Source organism: Gemmatimonadaceae bacterium, from assembly GCA_019637445.1.
Classification (GTDB): domain Bacteria; phylum Gemmatimonadota; class Gemmatimonadetes; order Gemmatimonadales; family Gemmatimonadaceae; genus Pseudogemmatithrix.
In genome coordinates this window covers 136822-154119 of the sequence record JAHBVS010000001.1, presented here as the reverse complement: position 1 = coordinate 154119, position 17298 = coordinate 136822, and the positions used below count along the sequence as shown (strand labels likewise).

Here is a 17298-nt window from a genome sequence, read left to right as displayed (position 1 = left end):
CATAGAAAGGACGCGCGCGTGACGGACCGCCTGCAGGTCCCGCCGGGCACACTGGCCCTGATGGTGCTCAAGACCCTGGATGTCCTCGGCCCCTTGCACGGCTACGGCATCGCCCGGCGCGTCGAGGAGACGAGCGGGAACCGCGTGAGCCTCAACTACGGCACGCTCTACCCGGCGCTGCTGAAGCTCGAACAGGAGGGCTACGTCGCGAGCGAGTGGCGCCAGAGCGAGAACAACCGCCGCGCCAAGTACTACCGACTCACGGCGAGCGGGCGCCGGCGGCTCGAGCGCGAGACGCGTGAGTGGTACGCGACAGCCGATCTCATCGCCGCGTTCCTGCGGCCGGTGGCGGAGTCCTGATGGGGCGCCTGCGTGGTGTGCTTGCGCGCCTGATTGGCCTCGGCAGTGGCCGCCGCGCCGAGGCTGAACTCCGAGAGGAACTGGAGGCGCACCTTGAGTTCGAGGTCGAGGAGAACATCCGTCGCGGAATGGCTCCGGACGAGGCGCGGCGTGCGGCTCTGGCGGCGTCTGGCGGGCTGACGCAGGCCGCCGAGTCGGTGCGCCGACAGCGGGGCATTCCGTTGATCGAACACGCCGTCTCCGACCTGCGCTACGCGGTCCGCTCACTGCTGCGCAGCCCGGCGTACACTACGGCCTCGGTGCTCACCCTCGCCTTGGGCATCGGCGCAAGCGCCGCTGTGTTCAGCGTCGTGAATCGCGTGCTGCTGCATCCCGCGCCGTTCCGCGACGTGGAGCAACTGGCGGTCGTGTGGCAGACGGATCGCGACGCCGGCAACGCGCACGAGCCGGCATCGATTCCGGACTTCGTCGATTTCCGTCTCCGAAGCCGAAGCTTCCAGCGCCTGGAGGCCTTCACGCCCTCTGAGCCGAGCCTTCAGGTCGGTGCTGGCGATCCAGAGCGCGTGGCAGCGCTCGGCGTGACCGATGGGTGGTTCAGCACGCTCGACGCCCCGTTGCGACTCGGGCGCGGCTTCACTGATGAAGAGGGCAGGGTCGACGGGCCGCGCCGCGTAGTGATCAGTGAGGCGTTGTGGCTCTCGCACTTCGACCAGCGCGCGGACGTGCTCGGCCGCACGCTTCGCCTCAACGACATCGAATGGGAGATCATCGGCGTCGCGGCGCAGGGGGCGGACTTCGGCGCGCTGCAGTTGCTGCGTACGGCGAACTACCAGCGGGGCTTCGCTGACCGCGGGGGCCGGCCGCGCGTGGACGTTTGGGTCCCACTTCGGCTGAGCCCGCAGGCCTCGCGCGAGAACCATCCGATCTTCGTGCTCGGACGCCTTCAGGTCGGCGCCACGCTCGCTGCCGCGAAGTTGGAGATGGAACAGATTGGCGCCGACCTCGAGCGCGAGTATCCGCATTCCAACAACGCCCGCGGCGCCAATGTCGAGGCCTTTGGCGACGTCGTGTTCGCCGAAGCTCGGCAGCCGCTTTGGCTGCTCGTGGTCGCCGTGTGCTTGGTGCTGCTGGTGGCCTGCGTGAACGTGACGAATCTCGCGTTGGCGCGTGCGACGAACCGCGCCCGCGAGGTTACGGTGCGTACGGCACTCGGCGCGACCGCGGGTCGGTTGACGGCGCAGTTCATCGCTGAGGGCGCCGTGTTGGTTGGCGCGGGCCTCGGTCTTGGCGTGCTGCTGGCATCCGGCACAGTGAGCTTCCTGCGCGGTGTCGCTCCCGCCTCGTTGCCGCGCGTGGGCGAGCTTCGCCTCGATCTCTCCGTCCTTGCAATCAGCGCCGGCATCGCGGCCGTGATCGGCATCTGCATCGGGTTGCTGCCTGCGTTGCACGCGCGCCGCGCGAACCTTGCGTCGGCGTTGCAGGCGGGCGGCCGCGCGTCGTCAGGCAGCCGCAGGCAGCGCAGCGCACGCTCTGCGCTCGTCATCACGGAACTGGCGATGGCGACGGCGCTGACGGTCGGCGCCGCGCTGCTCATCCGCAGCCTGTGGGAGCTGCAGAGTGTGGACCCAGGCTTCGAGGCCTCGCAGGTCCTCAAGGCGGAGTTCCAGCTGCCGCCGTCGCGGTATCCACAGAACTTCGCCGTGTTCCCGAACTGGCCCGAGCGCCTGCGGTTCATCGAGGACGTGCGTTCGCGCGTCGGGGCGCTGCCTGGCGTCGAGGCTGTCGCGCTCGCGACCGCGAATCCAATGGATGCGGGCTTCACCAGCTCAATCGTGGTCGTCGGGCGCGAAGCAGAAGCGGAGCGCTGGCCGGAGCCGAGTATCCGCACCGTGAGCGCGGGATACTTCGAGGCGCTTCGTGTGCCGCTGGTCGAAGGCCGCAGCTTCACCGACGGCGACGACGGCTCGTCCGCACCCGTCGTGATCCTCAACGAGAGTGCGCGGCGCACCTTCTTCGATGGACGCGACGCCCTCAATGCCTCGTTGCGGCTCTGGGGCTTCGAGCGGCGGGTGGTCGGCATCATCGAGGGCGAGCGCATTCACGGGTTGGCGCGCGAGGCGCCGCCGGCCGTGTACCTCCCACTGGGGCAGGCGCCGACGCCAAGCGCCATCCTCGTGCGCACGACCGGCGAGCCAAGCACGCAGATCGCTGCGTTGCGTCAAGCCGTGCGTGATGTGGACCCGCAGCTCGCCCTGTTCGGCATCGAGCCGCTCGAGGACACCATCTCGGGTTCGCTCGCGCAACGCCGCTTCACGATGCTGCTGCTCGCCACCTTCGCGGGACTAGCGCTCGCACTCGCGGTGGTTGGCGTGCACGGCGTCCTGAGCTACTCCGTCGCGCAGCGTAGCCGGGAGATCGGCATTCGGGTCGCGCTCGGCGCGGACCTGCAGAACGTGCGGCGGCTGGTGGTGCTCGAAGGAATGCGCCTCGCGGTCTTCGGCATCCTGGCCGGGTTGGCCGGCGCGCTCGCCCTCTCGCGAGGCATGCAGTCGCTGCTCTTTGGGGTGCAGGCCTTCGACGCGGGCACATTCGCGCTGGTCTCGACGGCGCTGGCGGCCGTTGCGCTGCTCGCCTGCTGGTCGCCCGCAAGCCGCGCGGCGCGGGTGGACCCGATGGAGGTGCTGCGAGGGGAGTAGCCGGCCGGAGGCGCCGGACGCGCCCGATTCCACGCAATCGCTGGGTCGTCGTGGAGGCGGTCTCGGCACCCGGCGTGCATCGCTGGCCTCGGGGTTGCTGGCTAAGTTTCCGCCATGTCCCAACGCGAGAAACTCGACCTCCTGGCCCAGCGCCGCGCCGAGTCCGAACTTGGCGGCGGTGCGGCCCGACTGAAGGCCCAGCACGACAAGGGCAAACTTTCCGCGCGTGAGCGCCTCGACGTGCTGCTCGACGACGGCTCCTTCGTGGAGATGGACCGCTTCGTCACGCATCGCAGCACGGACTTCGGCCTCGACGCCCAGAAGCCCTACGGAGACGGCGTCGTCACGGGCTACGGCCGCATCGATGGCCGCCTCGTGTACGTGTTCTCGCAGGATTTCACCGTCTTTGGCGGCTCGCTGTCGGAAGCCCACGCCTCGAAGATCTGCAAGGTGATGGACTTGGCGATGCAGAACGGCGCGCCGGTGATTGGCCTCAACGACTCCGGTGGCGCGCGCATCCAGGAGGGCGTGGTGTCGCTGGGCGGCTATGCCGACATCTTCCTGCGCAACACGCTGGCCTCGGGCGTGGTCCCGCAGATCAGCGCCATCCTCGGTCCCTGCGCGGGCGGGGCGGTGTACTCGCCGGCCATCACCGACTTCGTGTGGATGGTGCGCAATACGTCCTACATGTTCGTCACCGGCCCCAACGTGGTGAAGACGGTCACTCACGAGGACGTGACGATGGAGCAGTTGGGCGGCGCCGACACGCACGGCGGCACCAGCGGTGTATCGCATTTCACGGCGGCCACGGAACTCGAGTGCCTCGAGGGCATCCGCCAGCTGATGCGCTTCATCCCCAGCAACAACGTGGACTCTGCACCGCGCGGCACGGGCACCGACCCGCGAGACCGGCGTGACGAGGCACTGCTGGACGTTATTCCCGACAACGCCAACAAGCCCTACGACATCCACGATGTGATCGGTCGCATCGTGGATGACGGCGAGATGCTCGAGGTGCAGAAGGACTTCGCGCAGAACATCGTCTGCTCGTTTGCGCACTTGGGCGGACACTCTGTGGGCATCATCGCAAACCAGCCGGCGGTGCTGGCCGGCGTGCTGGACATCAATGCCAGCGTAAAGGCGGCGCGCTTCATCCGCTTCTGCGATGCCTTCAACATTCCGATCGTCACTTTCGAGGACGTACCGGGCTTCCTGCCGGGCGTGGCGCAGGAACACGGCGGCATCATCAAGCACGGCGCCAAGCTGCTCTACGCCTACTGCGAGGCCACGGTGCCCAAACTCACGGTGATCACGCGCAAAGCGTACGGCGGCGCGTACGACGTGATGAGCTCCAAGCACATTCGCGGCGACGTGAATCTGGCCTGGCCAACCGCTGAGATTGCGGTGATGGGGCCAAAGGGCGCGGTGGAGATTCTCTTCAAGAAGGAGATCGCGGACGCGAAGGATCCGCAGGCAGCGATGGATGCGCGCGTGGCGGAGTACACGGAGAAGTTCGCTAACCCATATGTGGCGGCGAGCCGTGGCTATGTGGATGACATCATCGACCCGCGCGATACGCGGCCGCGATTGATCGACGCGCTGGACGTGCTGCAGGGCAAGCGCCAGTCGAATCCGCCCAAGAAGCACGGGTGCATCCCGCTGTGAGCGCGAGAGTGATTAAGAAGGTCCTCATCGCCAACCGCGGCGAGATCGCGCTGCGAATCGTGCGCGCCTGCCGTGAACTCGGCATCCGCTCGGTGGCCGTGTACTCGGATGCCGATGGCGCTGCGCCACACGTGCGCGCCGCCGACGAGGCTGTCCACATCGGACCCGCTGCCGCGAGCGAGAGCTATCTGCGCGGCGACCATCTCATCGAAGTCGCCAAGCAGGTCGGTGCCGACGCCATCCACCCCGGCTACGGCTTTCTCTCCGAACGCGAGTGGTTCGCGAAGGCTGTGCGCGAAGCCGGCCTGATCTGGATCGGCCCGCCAGCGGAGGCCATTGCCGCGATGGGCTCCAAGACCGCGGCGCGCACGCTGGCAATCTCGGCCGGCACGCCGGTGGTGCCGGGCACCACCAAGGCACTCAAGGATGCCGCCGAGGCGAAGAAGCTCGCGCAGCAGTTCGGCTTGCCGGTGCTGCTCAAGGCCGCGGCCGGCGGTGGCGGCAAGGGCATGCGCGTGGTGCGCGAGCTCACGGAGATCGAAGGCGCACTTGGCGCCGCGCAGCGCGAGTCGAAGAACGCTTTTGGCGATGACGCGGTCTACATCGAGAAGTACATCGAAGGCCCACGGCACGTGGAGATCCAGGTGCTCGCCGACATGCACGGCAACTGCATCTCGTTGGGCGAGCGCGAATGCAGCATCCAGCGCCGGCACCAGAAGATGATCGAGGAGGCGCCGAGCGTTGCCGTGTCGCCCGCGCTGCGCAAGAAGATGGGCGACGCGGCTGTCGCCGCGGCGAAGGCCGCCGGCTACGTGAACGCCGGCACCTGCGAGTTTCTGCTCGACAAGAACGGGGATTTCTACTTCCTCGAGATGAACACGCGGATCCAGGTCGAGCATCCCGTGACCGAGCTCGTGATGGGGATCGACCTGGTGCAATGGCAACTGCGCATCGCGCAGGGCGAGAAGCTGCCGATCACCGAGACGCCGGAGCCACAGGGCTGGGCTATCGAGTGCCGTATCACCTCGGAGGATCCGGCCAATGGATTCCTGCCGAGCACGGGGCGCATCACGCACCTGCAGTTGCCGGCGGGGCCTGGCGTGCGCTGGGATGGTGGCATCACTACGGGCTCCGAGGTCGGACTCTCCTATGATCCGATGCTCGCCAAGCTCATCGTGCACGCGCCGTCGCGGGAACTGGCGATCGCGCGGATGGAGCGCGCATTGCGCGAGTTGGTGATCTTTGGCGTCGAGACGTCGCGCGAGTTCCATCTGCGGATGATGGCCGATCCCGACTATCGCAGCGGGAACGTCACCATCCAGTGGCTCGAGCAGAAGCTACCGGAGATCCTCGCGCTGCGACCGTCTGCCGATTCGCAGCGGGCCTTGGCGATCGCCGCCGCGCTGCTTGCAGAAGCCGACCGTGGCTCCAAGCCGCAGATGGGCGCGCCTACGACTGCCGGAGCCGCGCCGCAGGGTGGGGCTGGTATCCCAGGTCCCGGCGGTGTGCCGAGCACCACGCGCACTGCCTGGACCGACCTCGCGCGTCGCGAAGGGCTACGCTAGCGATGCCTCGCGGGCATCGGAGCAGGAGGCCGTCGTCGCGTGCCAAGGGGCAGTCGGCGACGCGCGAGCTGCCCGCAGCTCCGCCACAACTGCTGACGCTGGAGATCGAGTCCGTGGCCGCCGGTGGCGACGGCGTCGCGCGGCACGAGGGGCTGGTGGTCTTCACTCCGCGTGTCGCACCGGGAGACCGCGTGCGCGCCGAGGTGCAGGTCACGGGCCGTGTGGGGCGTGGTCGCGTGCTCGAGCTGGTAGAGGCGGGACCGGATCGCGTGCCGCCGGGGTGTGCGCACTTCGAGGCGCCGGACCGTTGCGGCGGCTGCCAGTGGCAGCAGGTCTCGCTCGAGGCTCAGCGCGAGGCGAAGCGCAGGATGCTGCGTGACGCGTTCCAGCGCATCGCGAAGCGGGAGATCGCGTTGCCGCCGATTCACGCGGGCGAGGGTTGGCGGTATCGTCGATCGCTCACGCTGGCGTTGCGTCGCAGCACCGGCGGCCTTGCTGGCGGCGCGAGCGAGTGGCGCGCCGGACTCCGCGCCTTCGACGATCCAGAGGCGGTATTCGCCCTGGACGACTGCCTGATCACCGCGCCTGAGGTATTGGCCGCCTGGCGTCACGTGCTCGCGGCATCCGAACACCTGCCTGACGAGTCGCGCCTGCGCGGGACAGTCCGCGTGATCGGCGAGCGCGCGCATTTCGTGCTCGAGGGCGGACACGCGTGGGACGCCTTGCCCGAGTTCCTCGACGCGCTGCCGGATCTGTCCGCGGTTTGGTGGCAGGCCGAGGGCAAGCGACGCCAACTCGTCGCCGACCGACGTCCAGCGGGCGAACCCGGCGCCAGCTTCGCGCAGGTGAATCCGGAGATGGCCAATCGCTTGCACGCAGCCGTCGTGGCGCGCGCGATGGCGCAGACGCCGCGCAGGGTCGTGGACGCCTTCAGCGGAACGGGCGACACGGCCTGCGCAATCGCCGAGCGAGGCGTCAGCGTCGTGGCCATCGAGATGGACGAGGAGGCCACGCGCTACGCGGCCGAGCGATTGCCGAACGGCTCACGCGCCGTCGCGGCGCGCGTGGAGGACGTGTTGGCGTCGCATCTGCCGGCTGATGTGGTGATCCTCAACCCGCCACGCAGTGGCGTGGATGCGAAGGTGACAAGTCTGCTCGCTGCGGCATCGCCCGCGCCGAAGGCCATCATCTATGTGAGCTGTGATCCCGCGACGCTGGCGCGCGACGTGGCGCGCCTGCCGGGCTGGCGAGTGCACGAGATCGAGTGTTTCGACCTGTTCCCGCAGACGGCGCACTTGGAGACGCTGTGCGAACTGCGACCGGAGCCGGCTCCGTAGACGGTGCGTCGCGCTGGGTAGCGAATTTTTTTGGCGCCGTATGCCGCGTGTGGATACGGAAGCGGCCAATCAGAATAGAAGCACAGAGGTGGCGCAATGGAATGTATATCTGTGCAGAATGGGCCCTAGGCTTCGTTGACAGGTCAGGAAACGAGATTTATCATCGGCGTTCACTCTTCCTCAAGGAGCAGCGAATGTCCGCACACCAGAAGGGCTGGTTCTACCGACTCGCAATCGTGGCGCTCGTCGCGGCGAACCTCGGGTTCTCAGTTGGTCCGACGACAGAGTCGGCGAGCGCGCTGTCGCTGGACTACGCGTGCGAGGAATACGAGGTCGGGAAGTGCCGGTGCACCGACGAGTTTGCCCTCAACGAATGTCAGCTGTCGGGCTCTGCGCAAACGTGCGCCGATCTCTACCCGCAGGTGTGCCGCAACGGTGGTGATGACGAGTAAGTCGCTGGCCAGAGTCACTGTCGCGCTCTTGGCCGCCGGGTTGGTGGCACAGGTGCTGATGCAGCGCGCAGATGCGGACGTCAGCTCGGAGTCGAGGCGCGCAGCGATTGCGCGTCTTGACTCCGGCATTCCCCTCCCGGCGTCGCGGCTAGCCGTACTGGCCTCACTGCACGAGCGGAACGCCGTGCGCACTGCGGCGCCCTCCGCTGCGGCATCCGATGTGTTTGGCACCGGCTGCCACCTGCTGATCTTCTTTCACTCGAACTGCGAGTATTGTCGGTCAATGGCGCCGAAGTGGGCCGGCATCGACTCGTTGCTGCTTGGCGCCCACCCGGCAGCCGTGAGTTGGATCTCGGTAACGCCTGCGGACACCGGTGCTCTGGCGTACCTGCAGCGGTACTCGTTGGCGGGGTCCTCATTCGGTTTCACGTCGAGGAGTGAGAGCAGGTCCTTTGGGGTCATGGGTTGGCCGATGGTCGTACTCGTGGCCGAGGGTCGAATCGTCGTGCCTGAGGGGGAATGGGCACCTCGCGACCTGCAGCAGGCCGGACACGCCTGCCCATGACAGCGACCCGCGAATCAGGTGGACTGCGGAGACTGCGACATCGCGCCGTGTCTGCGATGGATGCGGTGCTTCTCGTCGGCGGCTGCACAGCCGCCGTGCTTGCGCTGTGGTGGCAACTCGAGTCCAAGCTGGAAGGTCGGCGCGCGGCGCGAGAGACCCTCTCCACAAGGGAGTTTGCGGAAGTCTATGATGGCGCAACTGAGCTCTGGGCTGCCGCAGGTCAAGGCGGTGGTGGCCCGTCGAAAGGCGTCCGCGTCGTCATCTTCACTGACTTCCAGTGCCCATTCTGCGCCCTGCTTCACAAGGACCTGACGCGGCTCCATGAGTCCGACTCACTTCGCGGTGTGGCGGTCTCCATTCGTCACGCTCCGGCTTCCCGCCGGCACCCGCTTGCCTGGCGCATCGCCCTTGGCGCGGAGTGTGCGTCGCTCAACGGACGAGCCAAGGCATATGCGGATTCTGCGTTCGGCTGGCAACTTGACATCGCCGATCATCTGGACTCGCTGGCAGGCATCGGCGGCCGGGGGGACGGCGTGAGGTGGCGCAGCTGTCTCGAGTCGGAGCGCACGCGCATGAGGCTGCAAAGCGATACACTCTTGGCGCGCAAGTACGGCGTCAGGGGAACTCCCACGATGTTCGTCAATGGCCAGCGCGTCACTGGCGCCGTGCCCTCCGACAGCCTCCTCCGGCTGCTGTCCACCCTCTAGCCGTACGCGGAATGAAGTCGATGTTGCTTCTGGCATTGTCAATCGCACTGTCGTTCCCCATTGGGTCGGTCGACCCGCAGGCGTTGACGGTGGCGCTAAACGCTCCCGAGACCGAGTTCGTCCGGCTGTCCGACGACCGCTACCCGGTGCTGCGCGACGCGGACGACATACCGGAGCGGGCATTCGCCCGACTCGTATCGGCAGTGCGGCTTGGAGATGGATCGCTCGTGCTGGCCGAGGCACAGTCGCGCGAGCTTCGCCACTTCGCGCCGTCCGGTGCGTTCCTCGCCACACTTGCAAAACGCGGGCGCGGGCCCGGGGAGTTTGAGGGCTTCGCCTGGGTCAGCCGACTCGCGCGCGACACGCTGGTGGTCTACGACCGCACGCAACGCAGGGTGTCGCTGCTCACGTCCGGAGGCGTGGGGCGACAGTGGTCATTGAGCGATCTCGGCCAATTCGACACACCAGTCGATGCGGTGGGTTTCGGTGCCAAGGGCGAATTGGTGTTGCGGCGAACACTTAGCACTCCCACAGCCAGTGGTGCCGCACGATCCGAGGATGAGCTCTTCGCAATCCAGCTTGCGTCGGGGCAGCGGCGCGTCATTGCCGCAATCCGTGGCGACGAGGTCTTCTCAAGGGCATCATCACAAGGACGGCGCGTACTTGCATCGCCGCCCTTTAGGCGTCAGACGTTCGTGGCTGTAGCGTCCGCAGGCATCGCGATTGGAGATTCGGAAACGGGTGCACTCACCCTGTCACCGGCCGCCGCGTCCTCGACTCGCGACATTCTAGTGAGTGATGGCGACCGATCGCTGACGGAAGTAGGCGTGCGGGCCCGACTGGATTTCCTCTGGGGTGACCGAGCGAGCGACAGGCGTGCGGATTGGGAGCTTCTGCAGCGCGAGATGCTCGATGGCGCCTTGTTTCCTGCATTCGCAGGTCTATATCTGACTGATGATGGCGAAGTGTGGGTCCGCCATTTTGAACGCACTCTGGTGCATCGCCAGCGGTGGACCGTCCTCGACCAGCGTGGTCGAATCCGAGGGCGGTTCGAGTTGCCAGGGCGATGCATCCTCACACAGGTGGCGGATCAGACCGTTACCTGCGTCGGAGAGTCTGACGAAGGCCGGGTGTTCGTGCGTAGTTTGCGCCTACCGTCACCCTAGCCGGCACTATCTCTTCCTGAGGCTAGAATGCAAAACGTACTGATGCGAAGGGTCGCAGTGATGGGCGCTCTCCTCTGGCTGCTGTGCGCGCCCCTCGCGTTCGGCACGCTGACCCCGGATTCGACCGGACGGGCTGACGTCTCGGGAGAATGGCGGCTCCGCGTCGTGGATCGTGGAGGGCTGGGCGATGCCGGACTTACTCTGCGGCAGCATGGCGATTCGATACTCGGCGACTACGTGTCACACGGCGGCAACGTCGCCGGGCTGCGGGGAGCCATCAGCCGAACGGAAGTGCGAGCGGAGATCGACACCCGCATCGGCATACGTGAGGAGCGGTTGCAGATCGTCGGAGTTCTCGTGACGTCAGATAGTATTGCGGGCACGATTGCCCTCGGTTCGAACCCGCCGGCGAGATTCGTGTCCTGGCGCGTACGGTAAGCAGCCGGTCCTGCCGATGGCGATGAAGGTATTATTGGACGATCGCGCGGTGGACGTGGTGTCCTTGGCGCTGCCTTCATTGGAGTCAAATCTGTGATCTTCGTAGTCGACATTGATGGGTCACGGCACGAGGTGATGCTCGCTGACGGCGCCGCAGTGCTTGGGGGAGCAGCCAGCACGGCCTCGATGACCGAGGTGCCGGGCAGTCCCGTGCGTGTCGTGACCATCGATGGCCTGCGCTATCAGGTCGTGGCGCGTCGCGAAGGTCCCAAGGGTCGCTACGTGATCTGGATGGACGGCTGGCGTGTGGAAGCCGAGGCGCTGGACGAGCGCCAGCGCGCCATCCGCGACCTTCGGGCAGCGAACGCTGCAGCGGCGGGGCCGGCGCCGGTTATTGCACCGATGCCGGGGTTGATCGTGCGGGTGCACGTCGAGGTCGGCGCGCAGGTGGAGGCGGGGCAGCCGGTGGTCGTGATGGAAGCGATGAAGATGGAGAACGAGCTGCGCGCGCCAGCGGCGGGGACCGTGAAGGCGATCCTCGTGAAACCAGGGCAGGCGGTGGAGAAGGGCACGACGCTGGTGGAGATGGCCTAGCGCGCTCTTGGCTGCGGGCCCCCGCGCACTGCTTGACGTCGGACGCGCCGAGAGCGAGCGTCGTGCGCAGGAGCACTGATGGTCCGGTGGTGATCTGGACGCGAAACGAGCTACCTCGGGAGTCCCAAGACCGTGCGCCACCTCATCGCATTCGGCTCGCTCGGGATTGCGGCGCTCACCCGGCCACTCGGCGCCCAGGCCATCCGCGGACCCGACGCCATCCTCCTCCAGCGCGCGGCCTGCGGCGCGGCGCTCCCCGAGGAACAGGGACTGATCTTCGGCGTCGTCCGCGGCGCGGACCTCGAGCCACGCGCCGGCATCCAAGTGGCGGCTCTGTGGAACGAGGTCGTGGTCACCAGGCAGCGGAGCGAGACGGTGCTGCGCGCAACCGTGGACACGACAAAGTCGGACGGCTCCTACGCGCTCTGCGGCGTGCCCTTCCTCACGGAGGTTGCCGTGCGCGCCGACGGCGACACGGAAGGCAGCGGACAGCTGCTCCTGGACATCGGTGACGCTCCGGCGGTCGAGCGCTCGCTGGTGGTCGGCGCGCGCTCACCCACCGCGACGGTGCTGGGCCGTCTCGTGTCGCTCGCCGGCAACCCGTTGCGCGGCAGCATCGAGGTCCTGGGCGACTCATTGGGCCCAGTCTCGACCGACAGCAGCGGCGTCTTCCGCCTCGACGGCATCCCGCGACGCACGGCTCAGCTCCGACTTCGGGTTATCGGTTACGTGCCGCACGTGGTTGGCATCTCCCCCGACGGTCCGCTCGTCGACCTCGGCGAGGTCGAGATGCCGCGCCCGGTGCAAGAGCTGAATCGGGTGCTGATCGAGGAGACGTTCATGACGGCCGAGCGCCGCGGCTTCGAGGATCGCAAGAAGAGCGGGGTCGGGATCTTCCTCGACGATGCCTACTTCAAGCGCTGGGCCATCCCGTCGGCGAACACCATCAAGCTGGCCTCGACACGCATTCGGGGCTCCTCTGGGCCGCGCGGGGACATCCTGACCCTGCGCTATCTCTCCGGGATCACGGGCAATGGCAGTTGCTATCCACTCGTGTTCCTGGATGGCGCCAACATCGGGCGGCAGGGTCCGGCGCCGAACTCGAACTTTCCTGGCGGGGTGTACCCGGACCAGATGCGGAACCTCCTCCAAATGGCCAAGCGGATGGAGATCTACGAGGCCAGTCTGGCCCCGGCGGAGTACGCAGATTTCGCCGGCTGCGGCTCGATTCTGATCTGGACGCGCTGAGGCCCCTGCATCCCGAATTGGCGGCCGGAATTCGGGCGCCACGCGGGTCAGGCAGCGGGTACAGAGCCACCCCGAAACCACTCCCCCGCCGGGACCTCTAATCTCGGTCCGCCCAGTTGACGTAAGTCCCTGTCCCCCTTACCCTTCAAGACTGTCCGAAAACACCCGCAAGGGGGCCGAGACCCGGGTTGCATCCCGCACCGGTGAGGCGTAGCACCTCTCTAGTTGGTCAACCACGATGCGTAGCACGTACACGGCCACCCCGGCCGACCTTGAGCCCAAGTGGTTCATCGTCGACGCCGAGGGACTGGTCCTCGGTCGCCTCGCGACCGAAGTCGCGCGGATCATCCGCGGCAAGCACAAGCCGATGTTCACGCCCCACATGGATACCGGGGACAACGTGATCGTCATCAACGCGGCGAAGATCCGCGTCACCGGTCGCAAGGCCGAGCAGAAGAACTACTTCAAGCACACGGGCTACATGGGCCACGAGGGCTTCACGCCGCTGGCGTCGATGCTCTCGAAGCACCCGGAGCGCGTGATCGAGAAGGCCGTCTACGGCATGCTGCCGAAGAACGCCCTCGGTCGGCAGAAGCTGCGGCTCAAGCTGCGCGTCTACGCCGATGCGAAGCACCCGCACGCTGCCCAGAAGCCCGAGACGCTGACCTTCCCGAAGGCGGAGGCCAAGTAAGCCATGGCTGAGAACACGATCCACACCATCGGCCGCCGCAAGGAAGCCATCTGCCGCGTCTATCTCACCCCCGGCACGGGCAAGTGGGACCTGAACGGCCGCACCTTGGGCGACTACTTCCCGCGCCCGGCCCTCGTGACGGCGATCCAGCAGCCGTTCACGGCGACCGACACGCTCGGCTCGTATGACGTGAAGGCGAACCTCACCGGCGGCGGCCAGACCGGCCAGGCCGGTGCGCTGCGCCTCGCCATCTCCCGCGCCCTCGTGAAGATCGACGAGGAGCACCGCCGGAAGCTCCGCGACCTGGGCCTGCTCACGCGCGATGCGCGTGCGGTGGAGCGCAAGAAGCCGGGTCGTCCGAAGGCGCGTAAGCGGTTCCAGTTCAGCAAGCGATAGTCAAACGGCAGTTATGAGTTGTGAGTTGTGAGTCGTAAGTGAAACGCCACACACCTCACAACTCATGACTCACCACTGCAGTTGTAGTTGTAGTCCAAATCTCACAGCCAAGCCGAGCTCCCCTTCGGTGCTGCGCCATCCGAGCGCAGTGAAGGACGAGCGTTGAAGCGCGGCAACGTCCAAACCAACACGAAAAATGTCTACTCCCTCGCTCGACGAACTCCTCAAGGCCGGTGTCCACTTCGGCCACCAGACCCGCCGTTGGAACCCCAAGATGCGCCGCTTCATCTTCGCGGAGCGCAACGGGATCCACATCATCGACCTGCAGAAGACGGTCGCCCAGATCGAGAAGGCCAAGGAACTCGCCCGCGCCGTCGTCATGCGCGGTGAGCAGGTCCTCTTCGTCTGCACCAAGCAGCAGCTCGCCGCCATCGTCTCGTCCGAGGCGGAGCGTTCGGGCTCGATGCACATCACCGAGCGCTGGCTCGGCGGCCTGCTGACCAACTTCGCCACGGTCAAGAAGCAGATCCGCAAGCTCAAGGAGCTCGAGGCCGGCTCGCAGGAAGGCGGCGCCTTCGAGAACTACACGAAGAAGGAACAGCTGATGATGTCCCGTCAGCGCGACAAGCTCTCGAAGAACCTCGCGGGCATCAAGTCGCTCGGCCGTCTGCCGGGCCTGATGTTCGTCGTGGACGCCAAGAAGGAGCGCATCGCGGTGGACGAGGCCAACAAGCTTGGCATCCCGATCATCGCCATCTGCGACACCAACTCGGACCCGGACCTCATCTCGGTCCCGATCGCCGGCAACGACGACGCCATCCGCTCCGTGGAGCTGATCACGCGCGCCCTGGCCGACACCATCGCCGAGGCCCGTCGCGAGGCGCCGACCCGTCCCGAGGTCGAGGAGTCGGGTGAGGCCACCACGTGGTCGTCCGAGCGCGGCACCGAGCGTGACCGCAGCGGCGACGACGAGCGCGGCCGCAAGCGCCGTCCGCGGCGCCGTCGGGCCAAGCCGGAAGCCATCGCGGCCCGCCTCAAGGGCGGCGCGGAGGCCGGTGAGGCCGCCGAGGGTGGCGACGCTGAAGGGGAAGCATCGGCAGAGTAACCGGCACCCGCGCGCTGTAGTCCAAGCCCGCGTCCAGCAGTACCTTTCGTTCGCCGCCGGTCGAGTCGCAGCAGGCTCCCGGCGGCGATTCCACACACATACGCAACACACCTGAGAGACATATGGCTGCCACGCAGATCAGTGCCAAGGACGTCGCCGAGCTCCGGGCCCGCACGGGCGCGGGGATGATGGATTGCAAGAAGGCCCTCGAGGAGGCCAACGGCGACATGAACGCCGCCGTGGACATCCTGCGCAAGAAGGGCATCGCCAAGGCCGACAAGCGCGCCGACCGCGCCGCCTCCGAGGGCCAGATCGTGATCTGGAACTCGCCGGACGGCAAGACGGCCGCGATGATCGAGCTCAACTGCGAGACGGACTTCGTGGGCCGCAACGACGAGTTCGTCGCGCTGTCCAAGCAGATGGCCCAGCACGTCGGGCAGGACGCCTCCGTGGACGGCCTCGTGACCGTCGGCGCCGACGGCGCCTACCTCGGCACCAACTGGTCGCTCGAGGCTGGTCGCACCGTCGGTGACATCGTGAAGGCCGCCTCCGCCAAGACCGGCGAGAAGGTGGAGCTGCGCCGCGTGGCGCGCTTCACCACGGCCGGCACGGTGGGCAGCTACCTGCACTTCAACGGCAAGGCCGGCGTGATCGCGGAGATCGTCGGCGGCGATGGCGAGCAGGCCAAGGAGCTGGGCAAGTCGGTGGCCGAGCACGTGGCCGCGGGCGTGCCGACGGTGGCGCTTGCGGTCGACAAGGATGGCGTCAGCGCCGACTACCTGGCCAAGGAGCGCGAGATCTTCGTGGCCCAGGCCGTCGAGAGCGGCAAGCCGCAGGCGATCGCCGAGAAGATGGTCGAGGGCCGCATCGCCAAGCTGCTCGGCGAGATCACGCTGCTCGGTCAGCCCTGGGTGCGCGACGACAAGCAGACCATCGGCGATCTGGTGGCATCGACGGCGAAGGCGGCGGGTCAGCCGCTGGCCGTGAAGCGCTTCGCGCGCTTCAAGATGGGCGAGGCCTGAGCCTCGCCCACGCGATGACGCTCAAGTATCCCAGAGTCCTCCTCAAGCTCTCCGGCGAGGCCCTCGCCGGAGAGCGCGGCTTCGGTTTCGACTTCGAGACCATCCGCGAGTTCGCGCGCCAAGTAAAGGCCATCAGCGACCTCGGCGCGCAGGTGGGGATGGTGATCGGCGGCGGCAACATCGTCCGCGGGTCGCAGATCTCGAAGATGGGGATGGACCGCGTCTCCGCGGATTACATGGGCATGCTCGGCACGGTGATCAACGCCCTCGCCTTCCAGGACGTGCTGGAGCGCGAAGGGCTCGACACCCGTGTGATGACGGCGATCCGGATGGAAGAGGTCGCCGAGCCGTTCATCCGCCGCCGCGCCATGCGGCACCTGGAGAAGGGGCGCGCCGTGATCTTCGCGGCCGGCACCGGCAACCCGTATTTCTCGACGGACACCGCCGCCGTGCTGCGCGCCATCCAGATGAAGGCCGACGTCATCATCAAGGCGACCAGCGTGGACGGCGTCTACAGCGCCGACCCCAAGCAGGATCCCAACGCCAAGAAGTTCGATCAAATCTCCCATATGGACGTCGTGAGCAAGGAGCTCAAGGTGATGGACCACACGGCCATCACGCTCTGCAAGGAGAACAACCTCCCGCTCATCGTCCTGAACATCCACACAAAGGGCGTCGTCGCCGCCGCGTTGCGGGGCGAGGCCGTGGGGACTCTCGTACAATGAGCGATACCGCAACGATCCTGAAGGACGCCCGCAGCGGCATGGAGAAGGGCGTCGAGGCCGCCAAGCGCGAGTTCTCGTCCGTGCGTTCCGGCAAGGCCAGCCCGGCCATGCTCGACACGGTGAAGGTCGAGATGTACGGCCAGTTGATGCAGATGAACCAGGTGGCCAACGTCTCGGCGCCGGAGCCGCGCCTGCTGCTCGTCACGCCCTTCGACAAGGGCCAGGTGAAGGCGGTGGAGAAGGCGATCCGCGAGTCGAACCTCGGCCTGGACCCGGCGGTGCAGGGTCACCAGATCCGCGTGCCGCTGCCGGCGATGAACGAGCAGCGTCGCAAAGAATTGGCAAAGATGCTGCACAAGTACGCCGAGGACGGTCGCATTGCGGTGCGTCACGCGCGCACGCATGCGCGCGACCTGCTCAAGAAGCTGAGCGGCGTGTCCGAGGACGAGGTGAAGCACGCCGAGAAGGACCTGCAGAAGCTGCACGACGAGGAGATCGCGAAGATCGACGCGGTGATGAAGGCGAAGGAAGCGGAGATTATGGAGGTCTGAGGGCGCGCCCTCGGA

At 67.0% G+C, this 17298-nt stretch carries 18 protein-coding genes; all 18 read left to right on the top strand.

What is annotated here, in order from left to right; translation table 11 throughout:
- Positions 1-18: 18 nt before the first annotated feature.
- The 18 genes from KF709_00725 (at position 19) to frr (ending at position 17283) form a co-directional block, all read left to right on the top strand.
- Complete coding sequence (locus KF709_00725) at positions 19-360, top strand: PadR family transcriptional regulator (protein MBX3172913.1); 342 nt, start codon at positions 19-21, stop codon at positions 358-360.
- Positions 360-3056 carry an ABC transporter permease gene (locus tag KF709_00720; protein ID MBX3172912.1) on the top strand — a complete coding sequence of 899 codons (2697 nt, stop codon included), beginning with the start codon at positions 360-362 and terminating at the stop codon, positions 3054-3056. Before KF709_00725 ends, KF709_00720 begins: the two co-directional genes overlap by 1 nt.
- A 114-nt stretch (positions 3057-3170) precedes the next feature.
- Positions 3171-4721, top strand: coding sequence for an acyl-CoA carboxylase subunit beta (locus tag KF709_00715; GenBank protein MBX3172911.1), 1551 nt, complete (start codon positions 3171-3173; stop codon positions 4719-4721).
- Positions 4722-4729: 8 nt separating this feature from the next.
- Complete coding sequence (locus KF709_00710; GenBank protein ID MBX3172910.1) at positions 4730-6286, top strand: acetyl-CoA carboxylase biotin carboxylase subunit; 1557 nt, start codon at positions 4730-4732, stop codon at positions 6284-6286.
- A gap of 2 nt (positions 6287-6288) precedes the next feature.
- Positions 6289-7623, top strand: a complete 1335-nt coding sequence (locus tag KF709_00705) for a class I SAM-dependent RNA methyltransferase (GenBank protein MBX3172909.1) — start codon at positions 6289-6291, stop codon at positions 7621-7623.
- Between the two features lie 194 nt (positions 7624-7817).
- Entirely contained in the window at positions 7818-8075 is a 258-nt protein-coding gene (locus KF709_00700) for a hypothetical protein (GenBank protein ID MBX3172908.1), read from the top strand.
- The gene (locus KF709_00695) at positions 8062-8640 is read left to right on the top strand and encodes a hypothetical protein (protein ID MBX3172907.1); all 579 of its coding nucleotides are present in this window, start codon (positions 8062-8064) and stop codon (positions 8638-8640) included. Before KF709_00700 ends, KF709_00695 begins: the two co-directional genes overlap by 14 nt.
- 56 nt (positions 8641-8696) lie before the next feature.
- Entirely contained in the window at positions 8697-9347 is a 651-nt protein-coding gene (locus KF709_00690; protein ID MBX3172906.1) for a DsbA family protein, read from the top strand.
- Between the two features lie 11 nt (positions 9348-9358).
- The gene (locus KF709_00685; GenBank protein ID MBX3172905.1) at positions 9359-10513 is read left to right on the top strand and encodes a hypothetical protein; all 1155 of its coding nucleotides are present in this window, start codon (positions 9359-9361) and stop codon (positions 10511-10513) included.
- 60 nt (positions 10514-10573) lie between these two features.
- Positions 10574-10951, top strand: a complete 378-nt coding sequence (locus KF709_00680) for a hypothetical protein (GenBank protein ID MBX3172904.1) — start codon at positions 10574-10576, stop codon at positions 10949-10951.
- A 93-nt stretch (positions 10952-11044) separates the two neighbouring features.
- Positions 11045-11545 (top strand): hypothetical protein, encoded by a 501-nt coding sequence (locus KF709_00675; protein MBX3172903.1) that lies wholly within the window; start codon positions 11045-11047, stop codon positions 11543-11545.
- 132 nt (positions 11546-11677) lie between these two features.
- Complete coding sequence (locus tag KF709_00670) at positions 11678-12793, top strand: hypothetical protein (GenBank protein ID MBX3172902.1); 1116 nt, start codon at positions 11678-11680, stop codon at positions 12791-12793.
- Between the two features lie 238 nt (positions 12794-13031).
- On the top strand, positions 13032-13484 hold the full coding sequence (rplM, locus tag KF709_00665) for a 50S ribosomal protein L13 (protein ID MBX3172901.1): 453 nt from the start codon (positions 13032-13034) through the stop codon (positions 13482-13484).
- Positions 13485-13487: 3 nt separating this feature from the next.
- Positions 13488-13880, top strand: coding sequence for a 30S ribosomal protein S9 (rpsI, locus tag KF709_00660; protein ID MBX3172900.1), 393 nt, complete (start codon positions 13488-13490; stop codon positions 13878-13880).
- Positions 13881-14076: 196 nt separating this feature from the next.
- Positions 14077-14985, top strand: a complete 909-nt coding sequence (gene rpsB / locus KF709_00655) for a 30S ribosomal protein S2 (GenBank protein MBX3172899.1) — start codon at positions 14077-14079, stop codon at positions 14983-14985.
- A 122-nt stretch (positions 14986-15107) separates the two neighbouring features.
- Positions 15108-16007 carry a translation elongation factor Ts gene (tsf, locus tag KF709_00650; GenBank protein MBX3172898.1) on the top strand — a complete coding sequence of 300 codons (900 nt, stop codon included), beginning with the start codon at positions 15108-15110 and terminating at the stop codon, positions 16005-16007.
- Between the two features lie 14 nt (positions 16008-16021).
- On the top strand, positions 16022-16732 hold the full coding sequence (gene pyrH / locus KF709_00645) for a UMP kinase (protein ID MBX3172897.1): 711 nt from the start codon (positions 16022-16024) through the stop codon (positions 16730-16732).
- Positions 16729-17283 carry a ribosome recycling factor gene (frr, locus tag KF709_00640; protein ID MBX3172896.1) on the top strand — a complete coding sequence of 185 codons (555 nt, stop codon included), beginning with the start codon at positions 16729-16731 and terminating at the stop codon, positions 17281-17283. Before pyrH ends, frr begins: the two co-directional genes overlap by 4 nt.
- The last annotated feature ends 15 nt before the right edge of the window (positions 17284-17298 follow it).